The following is a 13,534-nucleotide window of genomic DNA, read 5'->3' on the forward strand; positions in this document are numbered from 1 at the left end:
CGTGTCGGCGCTCGCCGCCCCGGATGCGGGCTCCCGCACCGCGTGGACCTTCGACGCGATCGGCACGCCCTGGCAGATCGAGACGTCGGGGGAGCTACCCTCCGACGCGCGGGCGACCGTCGGCGCGTTGATCGATCGATTCGACGCGGAGTGGTCGCGCTTCCGCGACGACTCGCTCGTCTCGCTGCTCGCGCGTGGCGCGGGCGCCGTGCCCGCGCCACCCGATGCGAAGGACATGCTCGAGGCGTTCGACGAGATCTCTACGGCGACATCCGACGCCGTCAACCCGCTCGTCGGGGCGTCGCTGGCGAGCCTCGGATACGACGCGGCCTACACCCTCGAGGCCGGCCACGCCGTGCCTGCCCCCACAGATTGGCGGGCGCGGCTGAGGGTCGACGGCGATCGCCTGCGCCAGAGCGGCGGGGGCGTCGTCGACGTGGGTGCGCTCGGCAAAGGACGGCTCGTCGACCGGGTGGCCGATGCGCTCGCCCCCTGGTGCACGGACGGTCCGCTCGTCGTCGACGCGGGCGGAGACCTCGCGGTGCGGGGCGCGACCCGCCGGATCGGCCTCGAGCATCCCTACGACCCCTCGCGTGCGATCGGCGTGTGGACCGTGACGGATGCTGCGCTCTGCGCATCGGCGACGAACCGGCGTGCGTGGGGCGATGGCCTCCATCATGTGCTCGATGCCCGGACCGGACTGCCGGTGCGCACGGTTGTGGCCACGTGGGCGCTCGCCGCGTCGGCGATGCGCGCGGACGCCGCCGCCACCGCGCTGTTCTTCGATGGCGGGGCCGAGCTCGCGCACCGCTGGGGGGTCGCGTGGGTGCGGATGCTGTCGAGCGGGCGCGTCGAGTGGTCGCCGGGCTGCGCCGCCGAGCTGTTCACGCGCGCGGGTAGCGTGGGATCGTGATCGCCGCCCTCACCGCCCTGTGGACCCGAGCGCGCGGGTACCTCGGCCGCTTCTCGATGTACCGCCTCGTGATGCTCGCCCTCGCTGCGCTGACGCTGATCGCGCTGGTGCTGTCGCTGTTCGGCCTCGTCGTGCCGACACCGCTCGAGCTGCTGGCGACCGTCGCGGTGCTCGGCATCGCGTGCGTCGGTGCGAACGCGCTCATCCAGCGGATGCTGCGGATGCCCGTCCGCTACGAATCGTCGCTCATCACCGCGTACATCCTGCTGTTCGTGCTGCGGCCCACGCTCGTGCCGCTCGACCTGCTGTGGATCGCCCTCGCGGGTGTCGTTGCCGTCGTGTCGAAGTACGCCCTGGCCTGGCGCGGCCGGCACATCCTCAACCCCGCGGCGGTCGGGGCGAGCGTCCTCACGATCTCGGGGCTCGGTTCGTCCGCGTGGTGGGTGGGTGCGCCCGTGCTGGCGCTGCCGGTGATCGTGCTGGGGCTCGCGGTGCTCGTGCGTACCGAGCGCCTGCGCATCGTCGCGATGTTCTTCGTCGTCGCGGTGGGCATCTCGGTGGCGAGACTCTCGGTGCAGGCGCAGGCGGCGGGCGTCGATGTCGACGCGGGGCAGGCGCTGAGTTTTGCGCTGTGGTCTTCGCCGTTTCTGTTCCTCGGGGCGTTCATGCTGTCCGAGCCGCTGACGCTGCCCCCGCGCCGGTGGCAGCAGCTGACGGTCGCGGCGGTCGCGGGTGTGCTGGCGGGCTGGCCCATCCCGATCGGGGATGTCACCCTCGGTCAGGAGCGGGCGCTGCTCGTCGGCAATCTGCTGGCCTTCGTCTGGGCGGCGCATCACACGGTGCGCCTACGCCTGCGGGACGCGTCGATGATCACCCCGACCGTCCGGCAGCTGACGTTCGAGTCGGCCCGCCCGGTGCGCTTCTCGGCGGGCCAGTACGTCGAGCTCGAGGTGCCGCACGCGCACCCCGACGCGCGCGGGACCCGCCGGGAGTTCAGCATCGTCTCGGCGCCGAGCGACGCCCCCACGGTGCGGATCGCCTACCGGGTGAAGGAGGGCGCGAACGAGAGCTCGTACAAGCGGGCCCTCGGCCGTGCCGAACCGGGCGTCGACTATGCCGCGACCGGCGTCTGGGGCGACTTCCTGCTGCCTCGCGATCCGTCGGTGCCCGTCCTGCTCGTGGCGGCCGGCATCGGCGTCACCCCGTTCGTCTCCCAACTGCGCGAGGCCGCCGCACGTGGCGAGGACCGCGATGTCGTGCTCGTGTACGTCGCCGGCACCGCGGCGGAGATCGCCTTCCGAGACGAGCTCGCCGCGACGGGCGCCGAAGTGATCGTCGTGAGCCGCGACGACCCGTCACCCTTGCCGCCGCGCTGGCGATGGGGGCGGGGCGTGCGCCTCGACGCCGACGGCCTGCAGCACGAGGTGCCCGACCTCACCGCGAGACACGCCTACATCTCCGGTCCGCCCGCGCTGGTCGCCGACCTCGCGCCTGCCCTCGAGAAGGCCCGCTCGCTGACGACGGACGCGTTCGCGGGGTACTGACCCGCCCGGGGCGCGGGGGCGCGCTGGCGATGGGGCGCTTTGCTGCCGGGGGCGCGCTGCTGCCGGGGCGCGCTGCTGCCGGGGCGCGGGTGAGGGGCGCGCACGGTGTCGGTGGCGCGCACGGCGCGGAAGCGCAGCATCCACCCTTCTCGTCGTACCCGTGCGTGACGGCGAGTTCCGCTCGCCTGTCGCGAGTTGCGGGTGTTGCGGCGGTGCACCCGCAGTTTGCGACAGGGGAGCATCAACAGCGTCGCTGAAGTTCCGCTCGCCTGTCGCGAGTTGCGGGTGTTGCGGCGGTGCACCCGCAGTTTGCGACAGGGGAGCGAGGCAGCGCGAGCGGCGTCGCTGCCGGCGGTGGTGTTCGCCTGTCGCGAGTTGCGGGTGTTGCGGCGGTGCACCCGCAGTTTGCGACAGGGGAGCATCAACAGGGTCGCTGAAGTTCCGTTCGCCTGTCGCGAGTTGCGGGTGCTGCGCACCAACACCCGCAATTCGCGACAGCTGAGCATCGACAGCGCGAGCGCCGGCACACGGCGCGCCCGCGGCAGAGAACGCCCCGCACGGATGCTGCGCCGCGGCGCCCGCGTCAGGCCCCGGGATCGCGGGGCTTGGCGGGCAGCCGCACCTCGAACGTCGTGTCGCCGGGCACGCTGCGCACCGCGATCTCGCCGCGGTGCGCCTCGACGATCGCGCGCGCGATCGAGAGCCCGAGGCCGGATCCGCCGGTCTGGCGAGCGCGCGACCGATCGGCGCGGGCGAAGCGCTCGAAGAGCTCGGCCTGCAGCGCCGGATCCACGCCGGGGCCATCGTCGTGCACGCGCACGACGGCCGTGTCGCCCTGACGGGCGACGCTCGCTGTCACGGTCGTGCCCGCGGGGGTGTGGGTCCGCGCATTGGCGAGCAGGTTCGCGACCACCTGATGGAGCCTCGCGGTGTCACCGGCGATGAGTACGGGTTCGTCGCCGACATCCAGCTGCCACTCGTGGTCGGGACCCGCGGCCTGGGCGTCGCCGACGGCCTCGACGACGAGGCGCGAGATGTCGGAGGTGCCGTAGACGAGTTCCTGACCCTCGTCGAGCCGGGCCAGCAGCAGCAGGTCCTCCACGATGCCGGTCATGCGCACGGACTGCGCCTGGATGCGCTCGAGCGCCTGGGCGCTGTTCTCGCTCAGAGTCCGGTCGCGCAGCGACAGCTCGGAGTAACCGCGGATCGAGGCGAGCGGGGTGCGCAGCTCGTGGCTCGCATCCGCGACGAAGGTGCGCATGCGCTCCTCGTTGCGCTGGCGCGCGTCGAGCGAGGACTCGACGTGGTCGAGCAGTGTGTTCAGCGCCGCACCCACCCGTCCGATCTCGGTGCGATCGTCGGACTGCGCGGCCGGAACGCGTTCGGTGATCGACACGGCGCCCTGGTCGAGGGGCTGCTGCGCAACACGTGCGGCGGTGTCGGCGACCGCGCGCAGGGGCTTCAGTCCGGATCGGATCGTCCACGCGGTCGCCAGCACGAGCACGAGCAGGCCCGCGGTCGTCACGAGCGCGATGATCGTCAGGATCTCGCCGATCGTCGCCTGCACCTCATCGAGCGGCAGGCCTACGACACCGGTGTATCCCGTGTTGGGCGAGATGATCGGCACGAGGCGATAGGCGCCCAGGTCGGCCCCGAGACCCGCGGAGGTGAACCCGCCCGCCTCGGTCGCGCCGAGGATCTCCTCGACCTGCGTCGCCGAGAGCTCCTCGACGGAGTCGATGCCGGTCACGACGGCTCCCGACGAGCCGTCGGGCGTCTGCAGCACGAGCAGGAACCCCGGCTGCTGGCGTCCGCCGGCCAGCACGGCGTACGCATCGGGTTCGCCCTCGGTGGTGCCGGGGAAGAGGGGCAGATCGAGTCCGCGGCCGGCGTCCGCCGCGGCCGCGCGGATCTCGTCGTCGAGCTGACGCTGCAGCACGCTGCCCAACATCGCGCTGGTCACGATCGCCACGACGACGAGAATGAACGACACGATGCCGATGATCGTGAGGATCAGGCGCCGCTGCAGCGTCATCGGCGGGCGCCGCGACGTGGCCGACGCCGCGGTCGCAGGCGCCGGCGTGGATGCTGTCGTGACAGCATCCGTCGCGGGTGAGGTCATTGCGGGGCCTTGATCATGTAGCCGACGCCGCGGACGGTCTGGATGAGGGGCGTGCGACCCGCGTCGATCTTCTTGCGCAGGTACGAGATGTAGAGCTCGACGACGCTGGACCGGCCGCCGAAGTCGTAGTTCCAGACCCGATCGAGGATCTGCGCCTTCGACACCACACGGCGCTGGTTGCGCATGAGATAGCGCAGCAGCTCGAACTCCGTCGCCGTCAGCTCGATCTCGGTGCCGGCGCGCTCCACCTCGTGGCTGTCCTCGTTCAGGGAGAGGTCGGCGACACGGAGGATCGGCTCAGCCTCGCTGGCGAACGCCGACCCTGCGCGGCGCATGAGCCCGCGGAGCCTCGCGACGACCTCTTCGAGGCTGAACGGCTTGGTGACGTAGTCGTCGCCGCCCGCCGTGAGGCCCGCGACCCGGTCGGCCACGGCATCCTTCGCGGTGAGGAACAGCACGGGGGTGTCATCGCCGGACTGCCGCAGGCGCTGCAGCACGGCCATCCCGTCGAGGTCCGGCATCATGATGTCGAGCACGAGCGCGTCGGGTGAGAACTCCCGCACCAGCTGCAGCGCCTCGAACCCGCTGCCTGCGGTCCGCACCTCCCAGCCCTCCATGCGCAGCGCCATCGAGAGCAGATCGGTGAGCATCTGCTCGTCGTCGACGACGGCGATACGCAGGGGCGTCCCGTCGGGACGGTGCAGGGCGGGAGTGGGCGCGGCGGTGGTCATGGCATCCATTCTGCGCGTCAACCTATGGGGTTCCTATGCCGTCGGCTATGGCTTGGCTGTGAACCTGCTTCCGTTGCGCATAGCTCTCGCATAACCGCCGCTGGGCGCGCACATCGACGGCCTCCCTAGCGTCGGCACCGGTCCGGCCGCGGGGTCGGCGAGAGGGAGAAGGATGTACGGAACCTATCTGCGGCGCGAGCTTGCCGGCCGCAAGAAACAGACGATCATCGTCGCGGCGGGCCTCGGCCTTGCGATCGCACTCGTCATCATCGTCAACGCGCTTTCGGCCGGGGTGCGGGATGCTCAGGCCCAGGCGCTCGAGTCCGTCTACGGTGTCGGCACCGACCTCACCGTCACCGGCGCGCAGGCGCAGCCGGGAGAGGGCGGGGGCGGTCCGCAGTTCGAGTTCGAGGACGGCGCCGGCGAGAGCACGGATGGCACGACGACGCTCAGCCAGTCCCGCCTGATGGCAGATCGCTCGCGCGGCACCCTCGAGGCCTCGACCCTCGGCACCATCTCGTCGATCGACTCCGTGGCGGCAGCATCCGGCGCTCTGAGCCTGACGAACACGACGTTCTCGGGCGAGATGCCGGACCGGTCGCAGATGGCCGCTCCCGGCGAGGGAGGCGAGCCGCCCGCCGGCGGACCGGACGGCGCGGGCGGCAGCGCCTTCGGCCTCGACTCCTTCGCCGTTCTGGGTATCGACCCCACCGCCACCGCCGTCGGCCCGCTCTCCGCGGTCGAGCTCACCGAGGGGCGCGCGCTCGAGGCGAGCGATGAGGGCGCGTACGTCGCGATCATCGATGCCACCTACGCCACGACGAACTCGCTCGCCGTGGGGGACACGGTGGATGTCGGGGGCACGGGGGTCGAGATCGTCGGTATCGTCGCCTCGACCTCCAGCGATGCCGACACGGCGGCCGACGTGTACATCCCGCTGGATGTCGCGCAGACCCTCGCGGGCCTCGAAGACGTCGTCTCCACGATCTACGTGCAGGCCGAATCGTCCGATGCGATCGCCGCCGTGCAGGCCGCGATCGCCGACGAGGTGCCGGAGGCGACCGTCAGTTCGCAATCCGACCTCGCGGCCACGGTGTCGGGATCGCTCTCGAGTGCCTCGTCGCTGATCACCAGCCTCGGCACATGGCTGTCGGTGATCGTTCTGGCGGTCGCGGTGCTGCTCGCCGTGCTCTTCACGATCTCGGGCGTCTCTCGCCGGACGCGGGAGTTCGGAACCCTCAAGGCGATCGGCTGGTCGAACCGCCGCGTCGTCGCACAGGTCGCCGGAGAGTCGGTCGTGCAGGGCCTGATCGGCGGCGCCGTGGGGCTCGTGCTGGGGCTCGCGGGAGCACTGACGATCACCCTCGTCGCCCCGACCATCTCGTCCGCCACCGCGGCCGAGACCGCCGGGCCCGGTGGGGCGGGTCCCGGCGGCATGGGCGGCTCGGGTGGCTTCGGCGGGGCGCAGACCGCGCAGACCGCCTCGGACATCGTGCTGCAGGCGCCGCTGACGATCGGTGTGATCCTCGCCGCGATCGGCCTGGCCATCGCCGGGGGACTCGTCGCCGGAGCGTTCGGCGGCTGGCGCGCCGCCCGCCTGAGCCCCGCCGAAGCCCTGCGATCGGTGGGCTGAGGCATGGACGAGCAGACACTGACACCCGACACGACGGAAGAAGCTGACATGACACTCGCAGACACCCACACAGAGGACGCAGGCTGGGAGGCGGCATCCCCGCTGTACCGGCTGTCGGGGGTGGTGAAGACCTACGCCCAGAAGGGGCGGCAGGTGAAGGCCCTGGTCGGGGTCGACATCGAGATCGCGGCGGGCGACTTCGTCACGATCCAGGGCCCGACGGGCGGGGGAAAATCGACGTTCCTCCAGCTGCTCGGGGCACTCGATCGTCCGACGGCGGGTTCGGTCCTGCTGGGAGAGGTCGACATGGCGACGGCGTCGAACGCCGAGCTCGGGAGACTGCGCGCGCACGAGATCGGCTTCGTGTTCCAGGGATTCAATCTGATTCCGACGTTGACCGCGCACGAGAACGTCGACATGGCTCTCGAGCCCCTCGGGCTGCCGCGGGCGGAGCGCGCGACGCGCGTCAGCGAGGCGCTGGCGCACGTCGGACTCGCCGAGCGCGCCGACCACCTTCCGGGCGAGCTGTCGGGCGGTCAGCAGCAGCGCGTCGCGATCGCGCGGGCGATCGTGGGGCGACCCCGGGTGCTGCTGGCAGACGAGCCGACCGGCAACCTCGACGAGTCGATGCGCGACGAGATCCTGGCGCTGCTGGAGGGGCTCAATGCCGAAGGTCTCACTCTCATCGTGGTGACCCATGACTCGGCCGTCGCGCGCCGCGCGCGGCGCCGGCTGCGGCTTGACCGCGGCGTGGTGCGGGACATCACCGGCTGAGCCCGCCGAACCGGACAACATTCCGGAGACATGGGCGCGGGTCGGGTGCCCGGGCGCCCGGACGTCGCCCGGGGTGGCAATGCTCCGGAATGTTGGCACGTTCGTGGCCGGGACCCGCGGTCGCGCCCCGGCTGCACGACGGCATGGTGTCCCATTTTCTGTCGCCGGCGCCTGCGCCAAGCGACAGAAAGTGGGACACGCAGGGGTCGCGCGGCAGACGGCCCACATAGACGAAGGCGCCGGCGCACGATGCGCCGGCGCCTTCGAGGCCTATCCGGGGATCAGTGCGTGTCCTCGGCCTCGATCTCGGTGCGGTCGCCCGACCACAGCGTGTGGAAGGTGCCCTCCTTGTCGACGCGCTTGTAGGTGTGCGCCCCGAAGAAGTCGCGCTGACCCTGGATCAGCGCCGCCGGCAGCCGCTCCGCACGCAGACCGTCGTAGTACGCCAGCGACGACGAGAACGCGGGGGCCGGGATGCCGGCGCCCGCCGACTGCGACACGATCCGGCGCCATGCGTCCTGAGCGCGGCCGAGCGCCTCGACGAAATACGGCGCCGTCAGCAGCACGGGCAGACCGGGCTCGGCGGCGTACGCGTCCGAGATCCGGTTGAGGAACTGCGCGCGGATGATGCAGCCCCCGCGCCAGATCTTCGCGATCGCGCCCAGGTCGATCGACCAGTCGTACTCGGCCGCGCCCGCACGGATCTCGTCGAAGCCCTGCGAGTACGCGACGATCTTCGAGGCGTAGAGCGCCAGGCGCACGTCTTCGATGAACGCGTCGACGTCATCGATCGACAGGCCCGCGGAGGGCCCGGGCAGGTCGCCTGACACGGCGCGCTGCTCGGGGTGCGAGGAGAGCGAACGGGCGAAGGTGGCTTCGGCGATGCCCGAGACCGGCACGCCCAGCGAGAGGGCGGTCTGCACGGTCCACGCTCCGGTGCCCTTGGCGCCGGCCTGGTCGAGGATCACGTCGACGAGCGGCTGACCGGTCGCGGCGTCCACCTGGCGGAGCACCTCGGCGGTGATCTCGATGAGGTAGCTCTCGAGCTCGCCGCGGTTCCACTCGGCGAACACGTCGGCGATCTCGGCCGGCGACTTGCCGGTGCCGCGGCGGATGAGGTCGTACGCCTCGGCGATGAGCTGCATGTCGGCGTACTCGATGCCGTTGTGCACCATCTTCACGAAGTGGCCGGCGCCGTCATGCCCGACGTGCGTCACACACGGCTCGCCCTCGGCGACGGCCGCGATGGACCGCAGGATCGGGCCGAGCGTGACCCACGACTCATCCGAGCCGCCGGGCATGATCGAGGGGCCGGTCAGGGCTCCCTCCTCGCCGCCCGAGATGCCGGCGCCGACGAAGTTGATGCCGGTCTCGCGAACCGCCTTCTCGCGGCGGATGGTGTCGGTGAAGAGGGCGTTGCCGCCGTCGACGATGATGTCGCCCGGCTCGAACGCGTCGACGAGCGCGTCGATCACGGCGTCGGTGGCCTTGCCGGCCTTGACCATGATGATCGCGGTGCGCGGCTTCTGCAGCGACGCGGCGAACTCGTCGTACGAGAACGCGGGCACGAACTCGGCCTCGGGGTGCTCGGCGACCAGCTCGTCGGTCTTCGACCGTGAACGGTTGTAGATGGCGACGGTGTTGCCCTCGCGCGAGGCGAGGTTGCGGGCGAGGTTGGATCCCATGACCGCCAGGCCCACGACGCCGATGTTGGCGATGGGGGCGCCGGCGGTGTCGGGGCCGGCGGGAGTGGGCGCCTCGCGGGGCACATCCTCGGGCGAGGGTGCACCCTCGTGCGCCTCGGCCGAGCCCGGCTGGTCGTCTCGATCGGTGGACGTGTTGGTGCTGTTCATACCTCTCCTCGTGCGTGCCGACCTGCGGTGCGCCGCGACGTGGGCCGCACCCGTAGCCGGTCCTAGCGTAGTGCGAGCGCCGGGTGTGCCCCCGCGAGTGTGACGGCCTCTTTCGTCAGGCGTGCGACCTCGTCCCATTGACCGCGACGGATGCTGTCGGCGGGCAGCATCCACGAACCACCGACCGCGAGCACGGCGGGGATGCGCAGGTAGTCGGCGAGGTTCGCCGGTGAGATCCCGCCGGTGGGGACGAAGCGCACGCCGCCGAACGGGGCGGTGAGAGCACGAAGCGACCCGGCGCCGCCGGAGGACTCGGCGGGGAAGAACTTGACGGCGTCGACGCCGAGTTCGAGTGCCGCCTGGATCTCGGTCGCGGTGACGGCGCCCGGTAGCACGGGGATGGCGTGCTCCCGGCAACGCTCGATCACCGCCCGCGACGTGCCCGGCGAGACGATGAACGACGCCCCGGCAGTCACGGCGGCGTCGACCTGCTCGGGCCGGATCACGGTGCCCGCCCCGACGAGCACGTCTCCGCGGGCGGCGATCGCCGCGATCGCGTCGGCCGCGGCGTCGGTGCGGAAGGTGACCTCGGCGACGGGGAGACCGCCGGCGACGAGGGCCGCGGCGATGCCGGCGCCCTCGAGGGGTGTGGTCGCCGTGACGACGGGGACGATCCTGTGCTGCGCGATGCGCTCGAAGAGGGGGGTCATCATCTGCTTCCGCCGAGCGCGGCGGTCGCGCGTGGAGGAAATGATCATATCATTGTGGGGCAACGACTCGAAGCCAGTACGACATCCGCGAAGACGATGCTCTTCGACACCGAATCGGGAGTGCTCGCGGTGCGCAGCCGTCGGTTCGAGGTCGATGGACCCGATTCCGCGGTGCGGGACGGCGATGCCATCTACACGCAGATGATGGCGCTCGGGCGCGAGAGCGCCGCGGGCCGTGCCATCGATCTGATCGTGCTCAGCGGCACCTGGCACGGTCTGACGCTGCGCCGCGCCGACCTCTCGCCCGTCACCCCCGTCATGGAGTGGCCCTACACCGGGGCTCAGGACCTGTGCGCCCGGCTGCGCGCCGACCAGGAGTTCATGTGGTGGTTCTACGAGCGCACCGGCTGCATGGTCAACGCGATCTATCCGGTCTTCAAGCTGCTGCACCTGGCCGAGGGTGGACACGACCTCGACGGCCTGCTCGCGCTCGACCAGTCCAGCCTCAACTTCGCCCGACTGACCGGCGAGGTCTGGACCAATCCGTCGCTGGCCTCGGGCACCGGACTGCTCAACGCCCACACCGCGGACTGGGATGCCGAGGTCATCGCCCGCCTGGGGCTGGAGGGCGTACGCCTCCCCGAACTGCGCTCGGCGACCGACACGGCGCCGCTCGCGCCCGACGCCGCCGTCCTGCTCGGGTTGCGCCCGGGGATCCCGGTGCTCACGCCGGGTCCCGACGGCGGCCTCAGCCAGGTCGGCGATCTCGCCACCGAGCCCGGCGACATGACCTTCTCGATGGGCACGAGCGGCGCCCTTCGCTTTTCGACCCTGCACCCCTCGCTCTCGCCGACGCTCAGCACCTGGTCCTACCGCTCGCCCGTCGGGGCGCTCAGCGGCGCGGCGACATCAGGGTGCGGCAACTGCGTCGACTGGGCGAAGGAGCGGCTGTTCGGCTCGTCGACCGACTACGCCGAGATCGAGCCGCTGCTGTCGGCCGACAAACGGTCGCTGCCGGTGTTCATGCCCTTCCTCTTCGGCGAACGCAGCCCCGGGTGGCAGGATCAGCGTCGCGGCGGCCTGCTCGAACTGCAGCCGCAGCATTCCCGCGCCGACATGTATCAGGCGGTTCTCGAGGGCATCGTGTACTCGCTCTACCACTGCTACAAGGAGCTCACGGCGCTCAACGGCACACCGCGGCGCATCGTGCTCTCGGGTGGCGTGCTCTCCTCGCCCTACTGGACCCAGCTCACATCCGACGTCTTCGGCGCGCAGATGGAGGTCTCGTCGCGCCAGCACAGCTCGGTCGTCGGCGCGGTGCGCATGGGCCTTCGCAGCGCGGGGCTCGACGAGCGGCATCCCGCACTCGATGACGCGGCGCCGCGCATCGTCGCGCCACGTCTGGAGCGTAGAGAGCAGTACGACGAGGGCTTCGCGCGATACCTCGACCACTACTCGCGGACGCTCCCGGGCGCGGGGGAGGGCGCACGATGAAGATCCTCGTCACGCCCACGTCCCTCTGCCGCGACCGCGAGGCGCCGAGCCTCGATCCGCTGCGCGCGTACGCCGACGAGCTCGTCTTCAACGACACCGGCCGGCCGATGACGGAGCACGAGCTCATCGAGGCGCTGCCGGGGGTGGATGCTGTCGTCGCCGGCCTCGACGACTACACCGCTGCCGTGCTGCGCAGCGCCGACGCGCTCCGCGTCATCTCGCGCTACGGCGTGGGGGTGAACAACATCGACCTCGCCGTCGCCGCCGAGCGCGGCGTCGTCGTCACGCGCACGCCCGGCGCGAACGCGCTCGCCGTGGCGGAGCTGGCGATCGGGTTGACGTTCTCCGCGGCACGCAGCATCCCTCGTCTGGATGCGGGGGTGCGCGCGGGGGACTGGCTCCGAGGCGACGGGTTGGAGTTGACGGGGCGCACGTTCGGCGTGATCGGATTCGGCGCGATCGGGCGCCTGGTCGCCGAGCGTGCACGCGGGATCGGCATGCGCGTCGTGGCATATGACCCGATGCTGCCCGATGCGGTCTTCGAGGGGGCGGGCGTCGAGCGCGCCGATCTCGACGACCTGTGCCGCGCGAGCGACGTCGTGAGTGCGCACGTGCCGCTTCTGGATTCGACCCGGCACCTGCTCGATGCGCGCCGACTCGCGCTGCTGCGGCCGGATGCGATCGTGATCAACACCGCCCGGGGCGGGCTGCTCGACGAGGCGGCGGCGCTGGCCGCGCTGGAGTCCGGGCACCTGCACGCCGTCGCGATCGACGTCTACGAGACCGAGCCGCCGAGCGCGTCCGTGCTGGTCGGGCATCCCCGGGTGATATCGACACCCCACAGCGGCGCGCACACGCGCGAGGCGATCGTGCGCACCGCGACCCAGGCCGTCGCGGACGTGCTCGCGGTCCTGCGCGGCCAGGCGACGCCGAACGCGGTCACCACCTAGACAGCACAGGGCGCGCACGCCGCTGCTCGGCAGGGGGCGCGGATGCCGGGGCTCAGCGATGCAGCCCGCGACCTACCGGGCCCCGCGCACCTCGCCGAGCACGGTGTCGACATACCGGCGCGTGTGATGCTCGGCGGCATCGGCGTCGCCCCGCGCGATCGCGGCCGCGGTCTGGACGTGATTGTGCAGCGCTTCCGAGTGCGGCACCCCGGGGGTCAGGCCCAGGTGCGAACGCCCGGCGATGACCGCGGCGATCGCGGGCTTGGTCGCCGCGAGCATGAGGTTGCCGCTCGTGTCGAGGATGAGGTCGTGGAAGGCGATGTCGGCGGCCAGGTATTCGTCGGTGTCGCCGAGACCGTCGTGCCCGAGCTTCTCGAGCCGGTTGGCGAGCCGGAGGATCTCGGCTCGCTGCACGTCGCTGGCCCGCTGCGCGCTCAGACGTGCGGCGATCGGCTCGATCGCCGCACGCAGCTCGGTCACGACGACCAGCTGCTGGTCTCGGCCCGGCCCCTGCAGCTGCCAGCCGATGAGCCGCGTGTCCAGTGCGCTCCACTCCGACGGCGGGCGCACCGTGACGCCCACGCGGCGGCGTGATTCCAGCATCCCCATCGCCTCGAGCACCCGGACGGCTTCGCGGATCACCGTGCGGGAGACGCCGTACTCCGCCTCGAGCCCCGCGAGGGTGAGCACGGACCCGGGGAGGAGCTCGCCGGCGGTGATGCGCACGCCCAGATGGTCGAGCACCGGGCCGTGGGATGCCTGGGCCAACGAGCACTCCGATCAAAAATATGACGACAGGTTGAAAAAGAT

The 13,534-nt window shown here is 71.5% G+C and carries 11 protein-coding genes; 6 read left to right on the forward strand and 5 right to left on the reverse strand.

Annotated elements, in window-relative coordinates; translation table 11 throughout:
* Window position 1 precedes the first annotated feature (1 nt).
* Both DI573_RS00860 and DI573_RS00865 read left to right on the forward strand, forming a co-directional pair.
* Window positions 2–913 carry an FAD:protein FMN transferase gene (locus tag DI573_RS00860; RefSeq protein WP_292809767.1) on the forward strand — a complete coding sequence of 304 codons (912 nt, stop codon included), beginning with the start codon at window positions 2–4 and terminating at the stop codon, window positions 911–913.
* Window positions 910–2,457, forward strand: a complete 1,548-nt coding sequence (locus tag DI573_RS00865) for a flavodoxin reductase (RefSeq protein WP_292809650.1) — start codon at window positions 910–912, stop codon at window positions 2,455–2,457. Before DI573_RS00860 ends, DI573_RS00865 begins: the two co-directional genes overlap by 4 nt.
* A gap of 583 nt (window positions 2,458–3,040) precedes the next feature.
* Here DI573_RS00865 and DI573_RS00870 read toward each other — a convergent pair.
* Together DI573_RS00870 and DI573_RS00875 are read right to left on the reverse strand one after the other, a co-directional pair.
* Window positions 3,041–4,579, reverse strand: a complete 1,539-nt coding sequence (locus DI573_RS00870) for an ATP-binding protein (protein ID WP_363331320.1) — start codon at window positions 4,577–4,579, stop codon at window positions 3,041–3,043.
* The gene (locus tag DI573_RS00875; RefSeq protein ID WP_292809652.1) at window positions 4,576–5,310 is read right to left on the reverse strand and encodes a response regulator transcription factor; all 735 of its coding nucleotides are present in this window, start codon (window positions 5,308–5,310) and stop codon (window positions 4,576–4,578) included. The genes DI573_RS00870 and DI573_RS00875 overlap by 4 nt, the downstream gene beginning before the upstream one ends.
* A 172-nt stretch (window positions 5,311–5,482) precedes the next feature.
* Here DI573_RS00875 and DI573_RS00880 point away from each other — a divergent pair, with 172 nt between their 5' ends.
* Together DI573_RS00880 and DI573_RS00885 are read left to right on the forward strand one after the other, a co-directional pair.
* Window positions 5,483–6,943, forward strand: coding sequence for an ABC transporter permease (locus DI573_RS00880; RefSeq protein WP_292809654.1), 1,461 nt, complete (start codon window positions 5,483–5,485; stop codon window positions 6,941–6,943).
* Between the two features lie 48 nt (window positions 6,944–6,991).
* A complete protein-coding gene (locus DI573_RS00885; RefSeq protein WP_292809656.1) occupies window positions 6,992–7,717 on the forward strand; it encodes an ABC transporter ATP-binding protein in 726 nt (241 codons plus the stop codon).
* A 281-nt stretch (window positions 7,718–7,998) separates the two neighbouring features.
* On the opposite strand, the gene gndA is transcribed toward DI573_RS00885, so the two are convergent.
* Together gndA and eda are read right to left on the reverse strand one after the other, a co-directional pair.
* Window positions 7,999–9,570, reverse strand: coding sequence for an NADP-dependent phosphogluconate dehydrogenase (gndA, locus tag DI573_RS00890; RefSeq protein ID WP_292809658.1), 1,572 nt, complete (start codon window positions 9,568–9,570; stop codon window positions 7,999–8,001).
* Between the two features lie 62 nt (window positions 9,571–9,632).
* The gene (eda, locus tag DI573_RS00895) at window positions 9,633–10,283 is read right to left on the reverse strand and encodes a bifunctional 4-hydroxy-2-oxoglutarate aldolase/2-dehydro-3-deoxy-phosphogluconate aldolase (protein ID WP_363331321.1); all 651 of its coding nucleotides are present in this window, start codon (window positions 10,281–10,283) and stop codon (window positions 9,633–9,635) included.
* Between the two features lie 51 nt (window positions 10,284–10,334).
* Between eda and DI573_RS00900 the strand changes: the two genes are divergently transcribed.
* Window positions 10,335–11,774, forward strand: coding sequence for an FGGY-family carbohydrate kinase (locus DI573_RS00900; RefSeq protein WP_292809660.1), 1,440 nt, complete (start codon window positions 10,335–10,337; stop codon window positions 11,772–11,774).
* Window positions 11,771–12,724, forward strand: coding sequence for a phosphoglycerate dehydrogenase (locus DI573_RS00905; protein WP_292809662.1), 954 nt, complete (start codon window positions 11,771–11,773; stop codon window positions 12,722–12,724). The genes DI573_RS00900 and DI573_RS00905 overlap by 4 nt, the downstream gene beginning before the upstream one ends.
* A 72-nt stretch (window positions 12,725–12,796) precedes the next feature.
* Here the strand turns inward: DI573_RS00905 and DI573_RS00910 are convergent, their stop codons facing one another.
* Complete coding sequence (locus DI573_RS00910; RefSeq protein ID WP_292809664.1) at window positions 12,797–13,492, reverse strand: FCD domain-containing protein; 696 nt, start codon at window positions 13,490–13,492, stop codon at window positions 12,797–12,799.
* Window positions 13,493–13,534 lie beyond the last annotated feature (42 nt).

The sequence above is a fragment of the Microbacterium sp. genome, assembly GCF_003248605.1.
Lineage (GTDB): Bacteria > Actinomycetota > Actinomycetes > Actinomycetales > Microbacteriaceae > Microbacterium.

Excerpts from the sequence above, each read along its gene's own strand:
- DI573_RS00870 (WP_363331320.1), bottom strand. The coding sequence starts at position 4,579 with ATGACCTCACCCGCGACGGATGCTGTCACGACAGCATCCACGCCGGCG.
- DI573_RS00875 (WP_292809652.1), bottom strand. The coding sequence starts at position 5,310 with ATGACCACCGCCGCGCCCACTCCCGCCCTGCACCGTCCCGACGGGACG.
- DI573_RS00880 (WP_292809654.1), top strand. The coding sequence starts at position 5,483 with ATGTACGGAACCTATCTGCGGCGCGAGCTTGCCGGCCGCAAGAAACAG.
- DI573_RS00885 (WP_292809656.1), top strand. The coding sequence starts at position 6,992 with ATGACACTCGCAGACACCCACACAGAGGACGCAGGCTGGGAGGCGGCA.
- gndA (WP_292809658.1), bottom strand. The coding sequence starts at position 9,570 with ATGAACAGCACCAACACGTCCACCGATCGAGACGACCAGCCGGGCTCG.
- eda (WP_363331321.1), bottom strand. The coding sequence starts at position 10,283 with ATGATGACCCCCCTCTTCGAGCGCATCGCGCAGCACAGGATCGTCCCC.
- DI573_RS00905 (WP_292809662.1), top strand. The coding sequence starts at position 11,771 with ATGAAGATCCTCGTCACGCCCACGTCCCTCTGCCGCGACCGCGAGGCG.